This is a genomic window from Methanobrevibacter filiformis, from assembly GCF_001639265.1.
GTDB classification, from domain to species: domain Archaea; phylum Methanobacteriota; class Methanobacteria; order Methanobacteriales; family Methanobacteriaceae; genus Methanacia; species Methanacia filiformis.
Genome location: NZ_LWMT01000240.1, coordinates 1 through 18305, shown reverse-complemented (window position 1 = coordinate 18305; position 18305 = coordinate 1). Strand labels below are relative to the sequence as shown.

At 25.2% G+C, this 18305-nt stretch carries 11 protein-coding genes; 6 read left to right on the top strand and 5 right to left on the bottom strand.

Features of this window, described 5'->3' with window-relative positions:
* The first annotated feature begins 148 nt into the window (after positions 1-148).
* The 4 genes from MBFIL_RS06765 to MBFIL_RS06750 all read left to right on the top strand — a co-directional run bounded on the left by MBFIL_RS06765 (position 149) and on the right by MBFIL_RS06750 (position 7556).
* Positions 149-1441 carry a Mur ligase family protein gene (locus tag MBFIL_RS06765; RefSeq protein WP_066972875.1) on the top strand — a complete coding sequence of 431 codons (1293 nt, stop codon included), beginning with the start codon at positions 149-151 and terminating at the stop codon, positions 1439-1441.
* A 117-nt stretch (positions 1442-1558) separates the two neighbouring features.
* Positions 1559-4819, top strand: a complete 3261-nt coding sequence (locus MBFIL_RS06760; protein ID WP_084266340.1) for a Mur ligase family protein — start codon at positions 1559-1561, stop codon at positions 4817-4819.
* Between the two features lie 655 nt (positions 4820-5474).
* Positions 5475-6665 (top strand): hypothetical protein, encoded by a 1191-nt coding sequence (locus MBFIL_RS06755; protein WP_066972873.1) that lies wholly within the window; start codon positions 5475-5477, stop codon positions 6663-6665.
* A gap of 201 nt (positions 6666-6866) precedes the next feature.
* On the top strand, positions 6867-7556 hold the full coding sequence (locus tag MBFIL_RS06750; RefSeq protein WP_066972871.1) for a nucleotidyltransferase family protein: 690 nt from the start codon (positions 6867-6869) through the stop codon (positions 7554-7556).
* Positions 7557-7742: 186 nt separating this feature from the next.
* On the opposite strand, the gene MBFIL_RS06745 is transcribed toward MBFIL_RS06750, so the two are convergent.
* Positions 7743-8438 carry a DUF169 domain-containing protein gene (locus MBFIL_RS06745; RefSeq protein WP_245637473.1) on the bottom strand — a complete coding sequence of 232 codons (696 nt, stop codon included), beginning with the start codon at positions 8436-8438 and terminating at the stop codon, positions 7743-7745.
* Between the two features lie 952 nt (positions 8439-9390).
* On the opposite strand from MBFIL_RS06745, the gene csa3 reads away from it, so the two are divergent.
* Complete coding sequence (gene csa3 / locus MBFIL_RS06740; protein WP_066972869.1) at positions 9391-9987, top strand: CRISPR-associated CARF protein Csa3; 597 nt, start codon at positions 9391-9393, stop codon at positions 9985-9987.
* A gap of 269 nt (positions 9988-10256) precedes the next feature.
* Here csa3 and MBFIL_RS06735 read toward each other — a convergent pair whose 3' ends face one another.
* From MBFIL_RS06735 to MBFIL_RS06720, 4 genes are all read right to left on the bottom strand, one after another.
* Positions 10257-11018 (bottom strand): exodeoxyribonuclease III, encoded by a 762-nt coding sequence (locus MBFIL_RS06735; RefSeq protein WP_066972867.1) that lies wholly within the window; start codon positions 11016-11018, stop codon positions 10257-10259.
* A 423-nt stretch (positions 11019-11441) separates the two neighbouring features.
* A complete protein-coding gene (locus MBFIL_RS11330; RefSeq protein ID WP_066972865.1) occupies positions 11442-12677 on the bottom strand; it encodes a PD-(D/E)XK nuclease family protein in 1236 nt (411 codons plus the stop codon).
* Between the two features lie 274 nt (positions 12678-12951).
* On the bottom strand, positions 12952-15471 hold the full coding sequence (locus MBFIL_RS06725; RefSeq protein ID WP_066972863.1) for a UvrD-helicase domain-containing protein: 2520 nt from the start codon (positions 15469-15471) through the stop codon (positions 12952-12954).
* A gap of 274 nt (positions 15472-15745) precedes the next feature.
* Positions 15746-16492, bottom strand: coding sequence for a DNA alkylation repair protein (locus MBFIL_RS06720; RefSeq protein WP_066972861.1), 747 nt, complete (start codon positions 16490-16492; stop codon positions 15746-15748).
* A gap of 319 nt (positions 16493-16811) precedes the next feature.
* Between MBFIL_RS06720 and MBFIL_RS06715 the strand changes: the two genes are divergently transcribed.
* Entirely contained in the window at positions 16812-17930 is a 1119-nt protein-coding gene (locus tag MBFIL_RS06715; RefSeq protein ID WP_066972859.1) for a CAP domain-containing protein, read from the top strand.
* Positions 17931-18305 lie beyond the last annotated feature (375 nt).

The following is an 18305-nucleotide window of genomic DNA, read 5'->3' as shown; positions in this document are numbered from 1 at the left end:
ATTATTACAATATTTACTAAACATTATGACAAATAAGATTATTACAATATTTACTAAACATTATGACAAATAAGATTATTACAATATTTACTAAACATTATGACAAATAAGATTATTACAATATTTATTAAATTTTTTAATTGATAATATGAAAACTGCTGTTATTGGACTTGGAGTTGAAGGTAAAAAAGCAACTATCTCTTTGCTTAAACAAGGTTTTGAAGTTTATGCTACAGATTTATCTGCAGATATATCATTAAATGATTTAGATTTAGATAATTCTGATAGAAACAGATTAACTATAGAATTAGGTAGTAATGAATATGATAAAATTATTGCATGTGATTCTATTGTTCTAAGTCCAGGACTTTGGAATAGTGAAATAGCTATTAAACTAAAAAAGTCTGGAAAATTAATTAATGAGGTATTAAATAATCATGAAAGTTTATTTAAAATAGCTATTACTGGAACAAATGGTAAAACCACCACTGCTTTAATTCTTAAAGATATACTTGAAAATGCAGGTAAAAAAGTTTTAATTGGAGGAAATGCTGGTGGAGGATTTTCTGGATATTGTGATCTTATTTTAAAAACAGAAAATAAAGAGTATAATGGAGATAATCTTGATGAAAATAAACTTAATAAAAATGAAGATTGGGATGTAATGATTATTGAAGTTTGTGATATGACTCTAGATTATTGTAAATATGTATTTAACATTGATTTGATAGGATTTACAAATATGGGTAATGATCACATGAATGTTCATGAATCATTTGAAAAATACAAATCTAAATTAATGAATTTCTTTAAAAATAAGACTATTTTTATTAATAATGATGATATTAACTTTAATGATTATGTTAAGTATTCTAAAGAGGTTATTCCCTATAAAAAATCAGATGATGAAATTAAATTAATTGGCGAATTTAATAAGCTTAATGTTGGCTTAGCTGAGGAAATAGCTAAATATATGAATATTTCTGAAGAAATAATTAGAAATACTGTTAAAAATTTTGAAGCAGTGGAAGGTAGAATTCAGTTATTTGATTTGAACAAATCAAAAATTTATATTGGTAAAACTGATAATTCTGATGCTGTAAAATTAGTTTTAGATGAAAATAATTTTTCTGCTGTATTTATAGGAACCTCACGACTTAATGAAACACATAGATTGGATATTTTAGATGAAGTTGTTAAAAATAATCCAGATAAATTATTCTTATTTAATGGATTAAATGATGATTTCAGTCAATCAATAAATAGATTAAATTCATTACATTTTAATGGTGAAATTAAGATTTTAAAGACTATTGAAGAAGTTATTGATTGTATTTTAGAATGTTCTAATTTATATAATTCAGCTATTTTTGTTGGAGGAAATGGTCAGGAAAAAATTATTAATATTCAAAATAGACTTAAAAATATTTCTGGAAATTAAATTTGCAAAAGTTATAGAAAAAGAATTAAATATTTAAACTAAAAGAGATATATAATTAAACTTAATAATATATTGTTAATAGCTTTTGTTTATTAAATTAGCTAAAAGGATGATATCATGATAAAGGGCAAAAATATTTTAGTTGTTGGAGCAGGAAACGCTGGGCGACCTGTTGCTAATATTTTAAACTATTTAGGAAACAATGTTGTAGTGAATGACAGCAATATATTCGAAAATCTTCCTAAAAAAGCCCAAAGAAATATTAAAATATTGAAAAAACGTGATGTAAAGTTTGAACTTGGGAATCATGACCCAGATTCTTTGAAAAACTTTGATTATGCCTTTATATCTCCAAATATTCCTAAAAATTTAGAGTTTATTAAAAAAATTCATGAATTAGAAGAGAATAATAAGATAACTATTATAGAAACTAAAGATATAGGAAAAATATTAAATTCATTAATTAATATTCCAATGATTGGCATATCTGGAACAGATGGGAAAACTACAACAACTAACATGATTAATTTCATTTTTAATGAGAAATTAAACACACTTATTTTTTCATCACTTCAAAATTCCTTAGTTATTGAAGGACTTGTTGAGATGATTATTAATGAAAAATCAAACAGTAATGATGATGATAAAGATAATAATGATAAAAGTGAAAATAAGAGGAATACTAAAGATAATAAAGGAAAAAATAATGAGATTAATGAAGATAATGATAATAAAGAATTAGCTATTTTTGAACTTCCCCATGGAACAATCCGTCTTGTAGAAGGTTTAGAACTTAGTGCAGGAGTTTTAACTAACTTAACACCTGACCATATGGATGAATTCAATTCTTTTGAAGATTATATTCAAAGGAATATTGCTATTGATGATCTTATAAATAGTAATGGACTTATTATTGTAAATGGTGATGATCCGATTATTAATAGTCGATTAGATTCATTATCTTCAAAATATATTGTATACAGTTTAGAAAATCCTCAAAAAGTCATATATGATAATGAAACATATTACTGTCCCGATATTAATTATGATGTTACAGCAAAAGATATAAAGTTAAATGGATTAAGTGGATCTGAATTTATATATTCTATAGGAAAAATACCAACACTTTTATGTGCTAATTGTAATTTGATTAATTGTAATTGCAATAATCATGAAGTCAAATATATTGGTCCATTAGAGCGAAAAATAGCTATTCAAATTCCTGGAATGTGCAATGTTGAAAATACTCTATCTACTTTAACAATGTCTTTGATTTTTGGGCAAGATATTGATTGTAGCATTAATCGAATTGAAACATTTACTGGAGTTAAAGGTAGATTTGAAAAGATTGATAATGTAAATGGTGTTAATATATTTATGGATGCAGCACACAATCCTGAAAGTATTGAAAAACTATTTAAGGGTTTAGATGTTTCTGGACGACTTATTGTAAGTTTAGATAATCCAGATACATTAACCTCAAGAAACAAGCTCAAAATTGGTGAAATACTTTCTCGCTATGTGGATGTTGTTATTTCAAGTTCTAAAAATGAAACAACTGAAGCTATTGATTCCTGTGCTTCTTATGAAGTAAAAGAAGGTGCAAGAGAACTGGAATTTTACATCACTGATAATGTTGTAAGCTCCATTTTAAAGGCTCTTGAAATATCTTCAAATGGAGATACAATAATTCATATTGGTCCTGGAGTTGTTAATGCATATGATAATGTTCGAAATGATATTATAACAGCTATTTCATTTTATAAAAGTCTTTCAGGTAAAGTCGTTGTAATAGGAGGATGTGGAACTGTTGGTAGTTTAATAGCTAGAATACTTAAAGGACATTGTGCTGATGTAGTTATTTCAGATAATAATGATTCTACCTATTTAAATGATGTTTTTATTAATGAATGTATTGAATTAAGCCTTGGAGATAATGATGAAAAATTATTAAAGTCTGCAAGTGCTTTCTTTTTAGCTCCAAGCTTAGAAAAAAATAGTAAGGTTGTTAATTATCTTAAGAGTGTTAATGATGTAGCTATTTATGGCATATATGAGATATTAAATTATATTAATCCTCATAAGGAAATTTATGCTGTGACTGGAACTAATGGTAAGACAACTACTGTGAATATGCTTAAAACTATTTTTAAATCTTCTGGACTTACTGTTCCTGAACATATGCTAAATATCCAAGGAAATACTGAATATATTCCATCTCTCCAATCTAGATTAAGTGGGGATGTGGGAGTTATTGAAATAGGGACATTTGGAAACAAAAATGAAATTGCCAAGTCTGCAAGACTATCTAAAACTAATACTGGAATTATTACCAATATATCAAAAGATCATTTAAATAATAAAAACTTTAATGATTACATAAACTGTAAAAAAGAGATTGTTGAAATAGCTGATAATTTAATATTAAATGGTAATGATCCAATTGCCACATCTTTTAATAATTTAAGTAAAACTCCAGAAAATACTATATTTTTTGGAATAAACGATAATAATAATAATAATAATAGTAATAATAATAACTTAAGTAGTAATAACTTAGATAAATATGGGATCAATGATTTAACAGAACCGTGGATTTGTCCAGATTGTGGAGAATCTTTAGAATATAATAATAAGTATTTAGGTCATCTTGGAAACTATATATGTGAATGTGGATTTAAAAGCCCAAAATTAGATGTTGAAGCTTTAGATATTTCAATTAGTCCTACAAATGGTGAATTAAATCAATTAGTATATACACTAAAAATTGGTGAAAAACAAGGAAAAATCACTGTAAATGGTGGAATAGCTAATGTTTATAATTCATTAGCTGCTGCAGCTGGAGCATTTTCATATAATATTCCGTTTGATGAAATTATTAGAGGATTAAATTCATTTACTGGTGTTCCAGGTAGATTTGAAGTTTTAAATACTACGCCAGTATTTATTTTAGATTTTGCCCATAATCCTGCAGGTGTTTCATCAATCATTCAAAGCATTTTATTCTTAAAAAACAATTCAGTTAATAACAATTCAAGTTCTAAATTAATTGTATTAAATACCATATCTTCTGAAAGTGGAGAAGAAGGGGACTTAAAGATAGCTAATATATTATCTAAAGCAGATATAATTATTCCAGTTTCTAACTCTGCATTTAAAGCATCAAAAGGCATTTCAACTAAACTACATCAAATAAAAACAAGTGTTGTTGATAATAAAGAAGGCACATTAGGTGCAACATATAATCAAGTAAAAGAAGGAATTGAATTATCTTTAGATTTAGCAAACAATAATGATTTTATTCTTATAATTGGAGAAGCAGGAACTAAATATTCTAAAGATATTTTATCTGAATTACTTAAAAAAGAAACAAATTAATTATATAACAAATAATTTGCATAATTATTTTTAAATATATAGCTGTTATACTAAGCTTTTTTATTACCTATAACTTATTATTATATATTATATATGTATTTTCATGTATTTATATATACTAAATCAAATTTCAATATTATAATTAATTTATATTTAAATATAATTGAATATAATATTGTAGTTTAGTTTGTATAATATTATAATTTATCTTAGCTCTATTTTATGTTAATTATTAATAGTTTGATATTTATCTAATTTAATTATTTAAAACTAATTATTAATTGAAATATGTACAATAGCAATATTTATTATAGATAAAGTCTAATATTTTTTTAATTATTTAATTATAAATTAATAATCATAGTATTAATGTATAATAATTTACATGATATAAAAACTATTAGATAAATATTAAATATTATTTTAATAATCTTCTTAGATTTCATGAAAAACAATACATTTAATAAATAAGTAATTAAATAATATATTTAATTTAAACAAATATTAATAACTTTATTTATATTTAATCTAAATTATTAAACTATTTTTAGAAAAAATATGATAGTATTAAAAATAAACCAAATCTAAAAACACTTCTAATTTACATATAAATAATGTTATGTTCATTTAGCAAAATAAGGTAAGGTCAGATTGTATGATCAAAAGTTATAATAGGAAATCTTTTGGGATAGTTATAGCTCTGTTTGTTATAGTTATGGTTTTAATACCACTTTCAGCTATTGTTCAATACAAAGTGGATTCTGAGAATATTTGGAAAATGACAAGTATTCCTTATGGATCTACAGTTTTTGAAGGTGAAAATGTAATTGATAATAATAAAGCTATTAAATTTCCAGTTACAACAAATATTGACTATTTGTTTTATAAAATTAAAAATTTAGAAATTTTGGACACTTATAAGACTGTAATCACTGGTGTTGTAACAGTTCCGATCAATAAAGTTTCTGCTTTGGGAATTTCTGATTCTGGAGAAGCTCAGGGATTTAAAGGACCTGGAGTTTTGGTTTTCAAAGATAATAAAATATCTGTAGAATCGCCAAATGCACTAATTTGGGGAAAAACAGTGCCTTATACTACTTTAACTAAAACAGAAAATGGATTAAAGATGATTGAAAAAAATAAGACTGTAAAAATAATAGCTATTGATAATATTAATAATAACACTGTGTATCATGATGTATTAAGTTCAGAAGATATTGGTAATTGGAGTCTTAAAGCAGATACTGGAGATAATCTAACAATTCGTTATGCTTTAGATGATTTTTCAGATAATCGTAACTTAGTATCTCCTGATAATATTAAATTATATTTTGGAGAATCTGTTTATAATTACACAAATAAACATAATTTAGGAACTCCTACAATGGTTTATATGAGTAATTATTCAGAAGAAGTTTTAACAGAGTCTTATAGCTATTTAGGATCTTATCCACAATATAATGATGCCACTAGGGCATTTAATGCTAATCAATTTACAAAAGCATGGAACGGAACCATAATTCCTCCAAATTCAACAGCATCGGGAGAAACAATGATAGGATTTGCAGTTTCTAAAGACCCTCATGCTCCAGGTGGAGGCGCATCTCATGGAGTATGTCCTCCAGCAAGATCATTAAGAGCAGCAATTTTATCTGCAGGATTTCCACTTCCATCTGGAATGAATGGAGATTTTGAAGCAGTAAATTTTGGAGTGAATCCTGGTTCTGGAATCCAAATAACAAATAGTGGAAATTATCCAGTGAAAATCATAATGTGGACAGAAGGAAGTGGTACTGGAACCATTATTCATACTAAACTAATTAAATACTCTTCAAATAATCAATAGCTATTAAAAATTAATAAAAAACAGTGCAAAAAAACTAGTAAAAAACTATAAAAATAGTAAAAAACTAGTAAAAAACTAGTAAAAAACTATAAAAATAGTAAAAATAAGTATTCAATGATAAAAATGACTAAGTCATGTTTTCATTGTGATAATAGTAATAATTAAATTACTTTAAAAATTTTAAGGATTAATGGTGTTTAAATGACTTCAATTTCTGCAATTATTACTGCTGCTGGAAAAAGTTCACGAATGGTAAAAGATCAAATTAATAAGAATATTCCTCAAAAAAATAAGTTACTATTAGAGTTAAATGGCTACAATGATTACACCATACTGGACCTTACAATTGAAAATGTATTAAATTCGGGTGTTAATGAATGTATTGTTGTACTTGGACACTACAGTAGTGAAGTTATAAATAATGTAGTTAATTTAAACAAAGATAATGTAAAAGTTGTGAAAAATGAAAATGTAGATGTAGGTCTTGCAAGATCATTACTTAATGGTATCCAAAAAACATCATCAGAGGTTGTTTTATGCTGTGCTGGGGATCAGCCAACCGTTCTTACTCCTACTTACAATAATATAATAACTGGAATTGTAGATTCAAATAATCCTGAAAAAACTATCTCCATTTTAAGAAGACTTGAAACAGGATGGTTAGATACAGCTAAAGGTTTAGGAATGCCATTTGCAGTTTATAAAAAACCTATGATGAAATATCTTGAAGGTGAAAATGAAAATTTAAATCCTATTTTGAGAAAAATGTTTAAAGATGGATTTAGTTTTTTTGGGATTCAAGAAAAAGAGAACATTGAGCTTGTAAATATTAACAATTATGAAGAATATAAATTATTCTTGAAATACTTAGAAAATAGAAGAAATAAGTAAAATAAAATAAATAAGGAAACAATATCCTTGATTGATTATTTTTAACTAAACTAATATTTTAATGTATAAAAATTTTATACAACCTATATTAAATACTTCAAGTATCTTTATTAGTGTTATTCAATATATAATGCTATTTAAATATTTAAATGAATATTAATTAGTAAAATGGTTTAAGTTATGATATTAAGAACTTATTGCTTGTAGTGCTGTTACTACACATCCAATATTTTCTCCATTTAATCCTATGACCATCTCATCGTCTTTTATTTTTGCAAATTTTCTGGCTCCTGAACAGGCTAATGACATATTTGGAGTTTTTGTTATATATGGTCCAGCTACTACATCAGCACATACCGATTGTATTCCTGCATAATTTGCATTTATTCTACCTCCTAAAGTGTAAACAATAGCTTGAGACAACTTCATGGCTTGTTTTGGAGTAGCAAAAAGTACAATTATGTCTGCTTGAAATCTAGCTTCATTTAATGGAGCATAAGCTATTCCATAATTTATTATATCTATCTTTGGAATCTCATTTAATGTTCTTTTTGCAGAACCTATGCTTTTGAATCGTTTAAGGTTGAAGTAAAATTCACCAGTTACTATTTTTTTAGGGATTTTTTCAAGACCTATTGCTGCTGATCCCCCTTTACATGCTTGATTTTTGGATGTAGCGTAAAATGAACTTCCTTCAGCTGCTTTTTTAACCATTTCACAATGTCTTATTTTTCCATCAAAATTTTCAAGATCTTCTGGAACGTCTTCTTCATTTATAATGAATTTGATGGCTACAGGAAAATATTTTAAATCTAAGAGATCTTTTAATTCTTTAGCAAAATATTCATTATTTTCAATTATAGTTTCACAAATTTCACTCAAGTTATCATGACTCCTTCTTGTTTTTTGTTTTAAAAATTTAATACATTGATTTCGCAAAATAGAAAATTTTGCAAAATCTTATCATGTGAAGTTAAATTAATTTTTATAGATTAGAATGGATTTTGAAAAAATTTTTTATTTTTTCGAAATCAACACCATAAATACACTGATTTCGCAAAATAGAAAATTTTGCAAAATCTTATCATGTGAAGTTAAATTAATTTTTATAGATTAGAATGGATTTTGAAAAAATTTTTTATTTTTTCGAAATCAACGTCCTAAATAATCAGTTTTTGATGTTATTTTCTTATTATTTTGTCATTAAAATGTAAATATCTTATAAAATATTATATATGATTACTATTTATTATAATATAAATAATCTTTATTATATGTTTTTCATTGGGATAAATTAGATAAGTTTATAAATAGATTAATAATAAATATTAATTTGTAAGTTAAGGTATATATTTAATTGAAATATATGTTAATATATAGATTTATCTTAACTTTATCAAATTCATGTGGTTCAAGATATTAAATAGGTTTAATAATTTTTTTCAAAATTTCACTTATTAAATTTTTTATATCATGAGAACAATGAATACATATATATACTATAAAAACATATATATTCTATGATATACAAAATATTGTATGTTATACTTAAAATGTAATTTTTTATAAATACTATATAATATTTAATATAATATGTTCTTTTAAAATGGAACAATTTTTAATAATATTAACTAATATTGTTATAATGTATTGAATATTAAAAGTATAATATACATAATAGTAAACATTTAAATAGTATACTATTATATGTAGTATTATAAAATTTTAGTTTATAGAATTTTATATTTTAATGACATTTGAGCAGTTTATTTATATTTCATAGTTAGTCGATAAAATGTTCATAAAAATTAAATAATATTTGGGGACAATATAAATGGAAAATATACTTATATCTACAATACATGATGCCGAGCCTTTGATGATCTCTATTACAAAGTTTTCACCAAAGAAAGTAGTTTTATTAACAGAAGATAATGAATCAGATGTTATAAGAGAAACTCGTGAAACTTTATCTAATGTATTTGGAAGGTTCATAGACATCCAATTTAAAGAAATTAACAGTAAAGACATAGTTAAGATAGGAATAGAAGTTTCAGAAATTATTGATCAAGAAAAAGATTCTGGAAATAGAATTGTTTTGAACATTAGTAGCTCAATCGAGCCACAAATTCTTGGAATTCTCTTTGGATCTTATACTAAACATCAATTTGTAGATAGAATATTCTATGTAAATCTTGAAGATAATGAAATTGTTGATTTACCTATCTTAAGATTTGGAATTTCAAAAACTAAAAAAGAAGTATTATTAAATATTATTGACGGAAATAACTCTGTGAAAAAGCTTTCTGAAGCTGTTGGAATTAGTAGAGGAATGGCTTACAACCATATTCGTGAGTTGAGAGATATGGGATTAATTAAAAAAGACTCCTTTGAAATAACCTCTGCTGGAGAGTTAGCCATAATTAATTAAATATAAAAGTTCAATCAAAAGTTATTTCATGAAATAACCATATTAAATTAATTTTTAATATTAATTTTTACTATTAACTTTTTATTAATTTAGAATTGTAGTTAGTTTTAAACTATTAATTAATTTAAAAATTTTAATTCTAAATTTAATTCTCATCTATTTAAAAAAAACAATAAATAGTTTAAAATAATACATATTTTTTAAAACTCGTTTTAATTGCTTATTTTATAATAAAAATCCTATAAATCAATTAATGAATATATATTCAACTATATTTCAATAATCAGTGAAATTGGGACATGTTTAGATCCTTCAATTTTATTTAAAATAGTAGATTGAATAACTGATTCTTTTAAGTTTTCGGATACAAGGAAATAATCTAATCTTGCCCCATTATTGGTCTCTTTAGATTCTTTTGATTTCCAAGAAGTATAGCTAACTTCATCAGCATTTTTCAACCTAAAAGTATCTTTAAATCCTAATTCTAAAATTTTACTAATAAATTCTGATTCTTTATCGAAGTTTTTAGTTTTATTTAATTCTAATTCACTAATATCTTCAGTTAAATGAGGAGTATTGAAATTTCCAGCTATTATGATCTGTTCTCCTGCAATTTTTTTAAGATAGCTATTTAAACTTTCAAAAAACAGTTTCTTATTTTCAAAATCTTTTTTACTAGTTCCAGAATTTGGTCCATAAATATGAATTAATCTAAAATCATCAAATTTAAAGTTTAGGATCTTTTCTTTAAATGAATCATTAGGTTTTTGGAAATATTTGGTAACACATCTAGGTTTTAGTTTAGTATAAGTAGCTATTCCTCCATTTCTAGAATCCTTGTTTTTAGATGAATAAAAATAGTATTCTGGAATATTTTCAATTTTACTTTTATGAACCTGTTCATATGTTGCTTTTGTTTCCTGAACTAAAATTATATCGGGATCTTCAGTAAATATTGGTTCCATTTCTTTGTTTTTAAATCGTGTTCTAATTCCATTTAATGTCCAGGATATTATATGTAACTTACTCATCTTCATACCTCATAAATTCATTTTACATAATTATAAATAATAAATAAATATTAATTAAATACCAATGTTATTAGTTATCTGTTCATTATAGTATTTAACTTTTTATATTTTTCATGTAATATTATAAGATATATTAAAAAAATATATTCAAACTTTTAAAAAAGTTTGATCAAATGTTTCATGAAATAAGCATTTTAAACATGCCAAATGCTTTTATCAATATGTACACCATACCTATGAAACAAACTTTTAAAAAAAGTTTGATCAAAAGCTATTTCCAAAATAAACCATTTTAAGTATAAAGAATGATTTTACAAATATGAAACAAACTTTTAAAAAAAGTTTGATCAAAAGCTATTTCCAAAATAAACCATTTTAAGTATAAGGAATGCTTTTACAAATATTAAAAGTACATTATACCTATTAAGGCACTGTTATATCTGTTTTAGATTTATATTTCTTACAAAATGACTTAAAATCACATGCATCACATGTTCTTTCATTGTCGGAATCTGCTTTCCATGCATTTTTTATAGGAACTCCTTTAGATTCAGCTATTGTTGATTTTTCAATATTACTTACTACATGGTCAAATTGATTTAATGCATTGTCTATAAGTTCATTATTAATTTCAATAATCCTAATTGACCTATCTATCTTAAATTGTTCAGATAATTGCGGAAATTCCTCCTCATCACTACCTTTCCATTTTTCTAGATTTTCCCAGTCTTCATCATTTATTTCAATATCAGTTTCATTGTTTTCAATATCTTTTTTAATAGCTATTAAATCTCCAACAGCAGGTAATAGCTCATTTAAATAAAAAATTATCCCAACAACAATAGGCTTAGCATCATTTTGTATTTTTCTAAGCCAACTATAAGTTAAAATCTGCCAAGCTTGTTGTTCCCAAGAATTTGATTTATATGTAGGTCTTTTCATTCCTTTATAATCAATAATAATTTCATATTCTTCATTTTTAAAAGAATTACCATTTTTATTCTTTTTGGAACTTTCTTTTTCTTTTAGGGATTCAAGATATTTCCTAAAGTGTTCATTTTTCTTTAAATATTTGAATATTAAATTATCTTTTTCTATTTCATCATTTATATTCAATGAACTTAAAACATCAATTATACCATTAATACAGTAATATTCTGCCCTATTTTCATCGTCTTCTGTTTTTGGCATTTCTCTTAATGATTTTATCATTACTTCTGCAGAATCGATTAATGGAAATATTTCTTTTCCCCATATATTTATAGAATTTTCAGTTCTTGAGCTAACAATTCGTTTAGGTGGATTTTTAGGATCAATATTTAGATTTTCATCTGGAATCTGATAAGGGATAAAATATTTCAGTGCTGGGGGATAAAGACCTCGTGCTTGCATTCGTTCATCAATTTTTGCCTCAATTGGTCGGATATCTTTTAACCAATCCCATGGAAACGGCTTTTTAGTAAGTTTCCATTGAGTATACGCTTCTTCCATAACTCCATGAATAAATTCTCCAAACCACAGTTGAATAGGGCGAGAAGGAATTAATTCTCCTTTGTTTTGATACCTATACTGTAAATTGCATGTTAAAAATGACAATAAATCTCCAGTTAAACTGTATTCTGGTATCATATATTCTTTAGACTTTGATGACAACTTCATTTTAACACCAATACTCTTGATCTACATTGTTTACTTGTTATTAATTAAATTACTATATTATTATACACTAAATTATTGCTTAATATAATTAAGATATAATTTAAATTATTACTTAATCTAATTATGATATAATCTAAATTATTATGACTTAATTAAAATTTTTATTTTTAGTAATTATATTATTATTTAATTAGTATCATTTCTAAATTTAATATTCTATAGTTACTAATTATAGATCCATAATAACTATTCAATATATAAGGTATACCTTAAATTAAATTAACATTATTTTGTCAAAGCCTATAAATTCTTGGTCTCTTCTCCAACCTAATGCAACATTTGGTATTTTTCTGTGATCATCATCAACCATATATCCATCTATGGCAGAATTTAGACCAATTAATAGCAAAACATCTTGAGCTCTTGAAAAAGCTACAAAATAAAGTCGAGTTAAATCATCAAATGCACGATCTTTTGATGTTCTTTCTCCTTTACCTAATGGACTGTGTACTCTGATTTCATCTTCAAGAACTGATGTTTTTCCACCTTCTTTGGGAAATCTTAAAAATGATGTTTTTACTACATTCTTTTTAAATCGTGACCCAACATCAACTATAACAAGTGGGAACTCCAAGCCTTTTGATTGGTGAATAGACATTATATTTATTCTATTTTCTGGTAGGGTTTCCAGAAGATTTTCATCAATTGAAACTCCTCCTGTAGCTATTGGTACAAAGATATTCCAAATAGCTTCTTCAATGGAATTTCGTTCTAATATATGATTATCATCAAAATAAATCTTAGCAGAATACTTATTTAAAAATCCAGTTTGAGTTATTGTTTGAATAATAGCTTCAAGATATACCAATCCTTCTGGATTTTCCTGAAATTCCTCTATCCAATTTATTAATTTATATGCAAGCTCAATTAAATGTGCAGTTTCAGGCCAAAGACTATTTTTAATATTGTAAGGTGTTCTGGATTGCCAATGTTCAACAAAGTCTTTTAAAGCTAATGGTTGATGTGGTGGTGGTGATTTATCAATATATTCATTAGCTATTCTTCGCCATTTCTTCATATTAACATTTGCAAGTTTAGGAAGGGAATTAAGTCTTTTTTGGATTTTACTTTCAGGATCAATACATTCTAACATTAAACCACAAAGAATAGCTATTTGAGGAATGGTTTGAAGATCCTGGCCACGAGGATTAAAAACTTCTATAGGTTCTTTTAAATTTTTTAATGTTTTCCTTAAATGATAAGGAAATAGCTGATTTCCAAAAGAAAATTCTTTAGGAGAATAAGACAAAATAGCGATATCTGCAGGAGAACCATTTTCTTCATCTAACCTTAGATTTATTTTATATCCCACTTCTTCATTATTATTACAAGTATCATTACTATTACAAGTATCATTACTATTACAAGTATCATTACTATTAATGAACATATCTAATGTAACATGTCCTTTAGCATTATCATTCATTCCAGTTATATTAGGATCATATTTTTTATAATCCTTAGATTTAAGTATTTTTTTAACTTTTAATTCAACTTTTTTCTTTTGAGTTAAATCCCTGATTAATTTAGTGAGATCTCGTGCTAAATCTTCTTCTGTATTTCTAAACATTCCAAGAACAGGCACATCGATAGATTCAGCTCTTGAAGGTGTTATTTTGGGTTTTTCTTTAACACGAGCATGTTGATATTGATCATCCAATTCTACAAAATCATTACATAAATTTATAATATTTTCAGTTGAACGATAATTAGCTTTAAGATTAACTTCTTTAACTTCAATAGCTAATTCTTCTGTAGCTCTTTTTTTAAAATTAGTAAATAAATCGACTGTCGCTCCTCTAAAACGATATAATGATTGATCATCATCACCAACTACAGTGATGTTTCCTCCATTTCTAATTGTTGATTCTGCTAATTTAAAATATATCTTTTCCTGCATTAAATTAGTATCTTGGTATTCATCAATTAAAATCACTTTTAAATTAGATAAAAATTCCTTTAATTGCTTTAAATCCAATTTTTCTAAAAATAATGATTCAAGCATTGGAAAATCTAGCATATTTCTTTTTTTAAGTTCATTTTCATAATCACTAATAGCATCAAGTGCAATAACTGCACCTTTACTTTTTTGAGATTTTTTAAACTTTTCATTATCAACTTGATCATAAAATAATCTATTTTTGATATCAAGTAAAATATCACTCATTTTAGAAGGATTTGTAACTTTATCTCGTTCAACTATTGTTCCCAAATACTCCTGTAAATCTTTACTTAAGTAACGATTAGTATGAAGAAGCCCAGTATTTGTCATTGCAGAGTTAGCCACAAAATCTTCTATGACTACAGGTAAATCAAAACCAGGATCTTTATATAATTTTAATATATCATCAGCAATACTATCAATTGTCCCTGTAATAAGTTGACTAAAGTCTATCCGATTAATACGTTCTTGTTTCTTTATATTGTCCTGGTTAAGATCAAATAAAGCATTTTTAATCTCACTTCCCCAACCAAGAATCCTTGAGTATAATTCATTAGCTGCTTTCTTTGTAAATGTTGTAGCTATTATTTCATTTGGTTCAATTCCATCAACAAATATAAACTTAAGGATTTTTAAAACCATAACTGTTGTTTTACCAGAACCAGGACCTGCAACAATAAAAAGAGACTGATCTATTGAAGAAGAGATAGCTATATTTTGATCATCATTTGACTCAATGTCTCTTCCAAGCTTTTCAACAACAATTTTTTTAAACTGATTATATTCAATCATAGACATTATTCCTAAAAGTGGATGTTTTAAAATAAATTTATAGGTTATTATATAGAAATTTGCATGTTTATTATGTAGGTTAATTTGTTTTTCATGAAATTTATATCTTAGCTATTTAAATTAAATATTAAATAATATTAAATAATCTATTTTATTATTTATTGTCCATTTGTTTAATAATTATTGTCCATTTACTTAATAACTCCACTATTATCTATTATTATCTATTATTATCCACCATTATCTATTATTATCTATTATTATCCATTATTATCTACTTATTTAATTTATTATCTTTAGAAATAATCCTATCAATTATTTTTTGGTTTTGTAATTCTCTTAAAGCATCTTTAGCTATCCAATGTGCAGCTTTTGAATCAATTTTATCGATTTCTTTCGCTTTTTCAATAGCTATTTCATTGAGTTTCATATTTTTCTTTCCAATTTGTCTTAAAGCCCAATTCACTGCTTTTTTAACGAGTTTTCTATTATCATTAGAATGTTTTTCCACTAAATCCAATAATTCAATAAATGCTTCATCTTTTTGGTTTTTATCATGAACAGCTAATGTGGCTATTAATGCGAAAGCAGCTCTTTTAACAAATTCTTTTTCACTTTCACTCCATGTTTGAATCTTTTCATATGCAAACTCAGTTTTTCTAAATAAATTAATACAACATTGATCACAAATTTCCCAGTAATCGAATTCCTCTGCCCAGTTATCCATTTGATTAGATGTCACTTCCTTTGGAACATCAACAAGCGATGCTAAGATCCTTGTTTCTCTTGTATCGATTTTCCATAAATCCAATGCTAAACTATGATTATTTTTATAATCTTTAGCTATTTTTTTAATAACTGGCATTCGAATAGCATAAGTATTTTTAGGATTTATTCCGAACCTAGCCATTCCATCTACTTGTTCAGGATCTGCAAGCTTTTCAAAGGTTTTTATTATTTTATCTATTTCATGTGAATTCTCAAATTGAGTAAAGTCAAGGTTTAGTTTATTTAGAGTCATACTTAGTTTCCTTTAAAATTTTTCCCATTATACTATTTTGTTTATTTCAATTTTTTGGAGCTATATTGAACATTACTTATATATAATTATATATTACATTATAAACTTTTTTGGCATGATTATTATGGAATTTTTAACACAAGCTCAAATAATAAAGTTTATATAATTTTAAAACATAAAAACAATAATTTATACATTAATATGGTATGTATGGGTATGTATGAGTTTATATAATGTCATATTATCCTTATGATCATTTTATCTTATTCTTAAATGTTATGATGAATACTGCAAAAAATATAAACACTAGTGATTTAATATGAGAAAATATCTAAAAATAATTTTTATTATTATACTAATAATTCCTATTATCTCTGCAGCTTTTGCAGAAACTTCAAATAATGAGTTGTTCTATCCTAGTGAAGTCCTAGAACTAATTAATCAAGAGAGAGCAAAATATAATATTGCCTCACTGATTGAGGATCAAGATTTAATGAGTGCAGCTATTATAAGATCTAGTGAAATAAGTACACTGTTTAGTCATACACGACCTGATGGAAATCGTGGACTTAGTGTTTCATCAAAAGTTTATGGTGAGAATTTAGGAGCTGGAAACTCAACGCCAAAAGATATTGTTAAAGAATGGATGAAATCTACACAAGGACACAGAGAAGCTATTCTAAATTCAAGTTACAAAACTGTTGGTATTGCTTATCTTTATAATGAAAGTGATGTTGGAGGTTATAAATACTATTGGGTTGTATTATTTGGAATACAGTCTAAATCTTTCGTTTTAAACAATAAAACTCCTCAAAATACAACTACTTCCAATACGCCTACTAATAGTATAACTCCCCAAAACACACCTACTCAAAATATATCTCTTCCAAAAATAGCTAACTTAAAAAAATTAAAGATAACAAACAATAAAATAAGTTTTAATTGGAGTAAACAGTCTGCAGCTACAGGATATCAAGTTTTTAAATATAATTCTAAAACTAAAAACTTTGAACTTTTGAAGACATTAATAGGAAATAAAAATAATTCAGTAATTATAAAATCCAAAAGTGCAACAAGCCATATTTATAAAATAAGATCGTACAAAAAATATAATAATGAAATGATTTATAGTCCAAGTAGTTCTAAGCTGAAAATAACTACAAACCCAGATAAAATTACTATTTCCAAAATAGTATCTATTAAAAATAAGATCACTATTAAATGGAATAAAGTTCCAAGAGTCACAGGATATGAAATTTACAGCAAGGATGATACAAAGTTTAAAGTCAAAAAAATTGTTAAAAAAGGAACAAACACATTTATAGATTATGGATTAAAAAATAAAAGATATTCATATAAAGTTAGAGGCTACAAGACTGTAGATGGTAAAAAGACTTATGGTTCTTTTAGTTCAGTTAAAACTAAGACAATCAAATAATATTTATTATATATTTATTATTACTTATTTTCTTTATATTTAGTACATTACTTAAAAATTGCAACATGAGATAATTTCGTGATTTTTATAAAATACTTCTTAATAACTCTTTAAATTAGATTTAAAGAGTTTTTATAAATTATTACTAAAATTTTTAAATATATGTTACAATATTTCTAATTTTTTCTAATTTTTAATTTTTTAACTTCTTCTCAAAAATTGAAATTTGTTTTAATTATAGTAATTAGGGCTATGTCAAAAACTTCATGGTTGAGATAATTTTTCCTCTTTCTTGCTCCCATTTTATTCTTTGAAGATCTAAATAGGTTGTTATTCCTTGTTCTGTCTTGTATATTTTTTTCAGGTGTCTTGGTA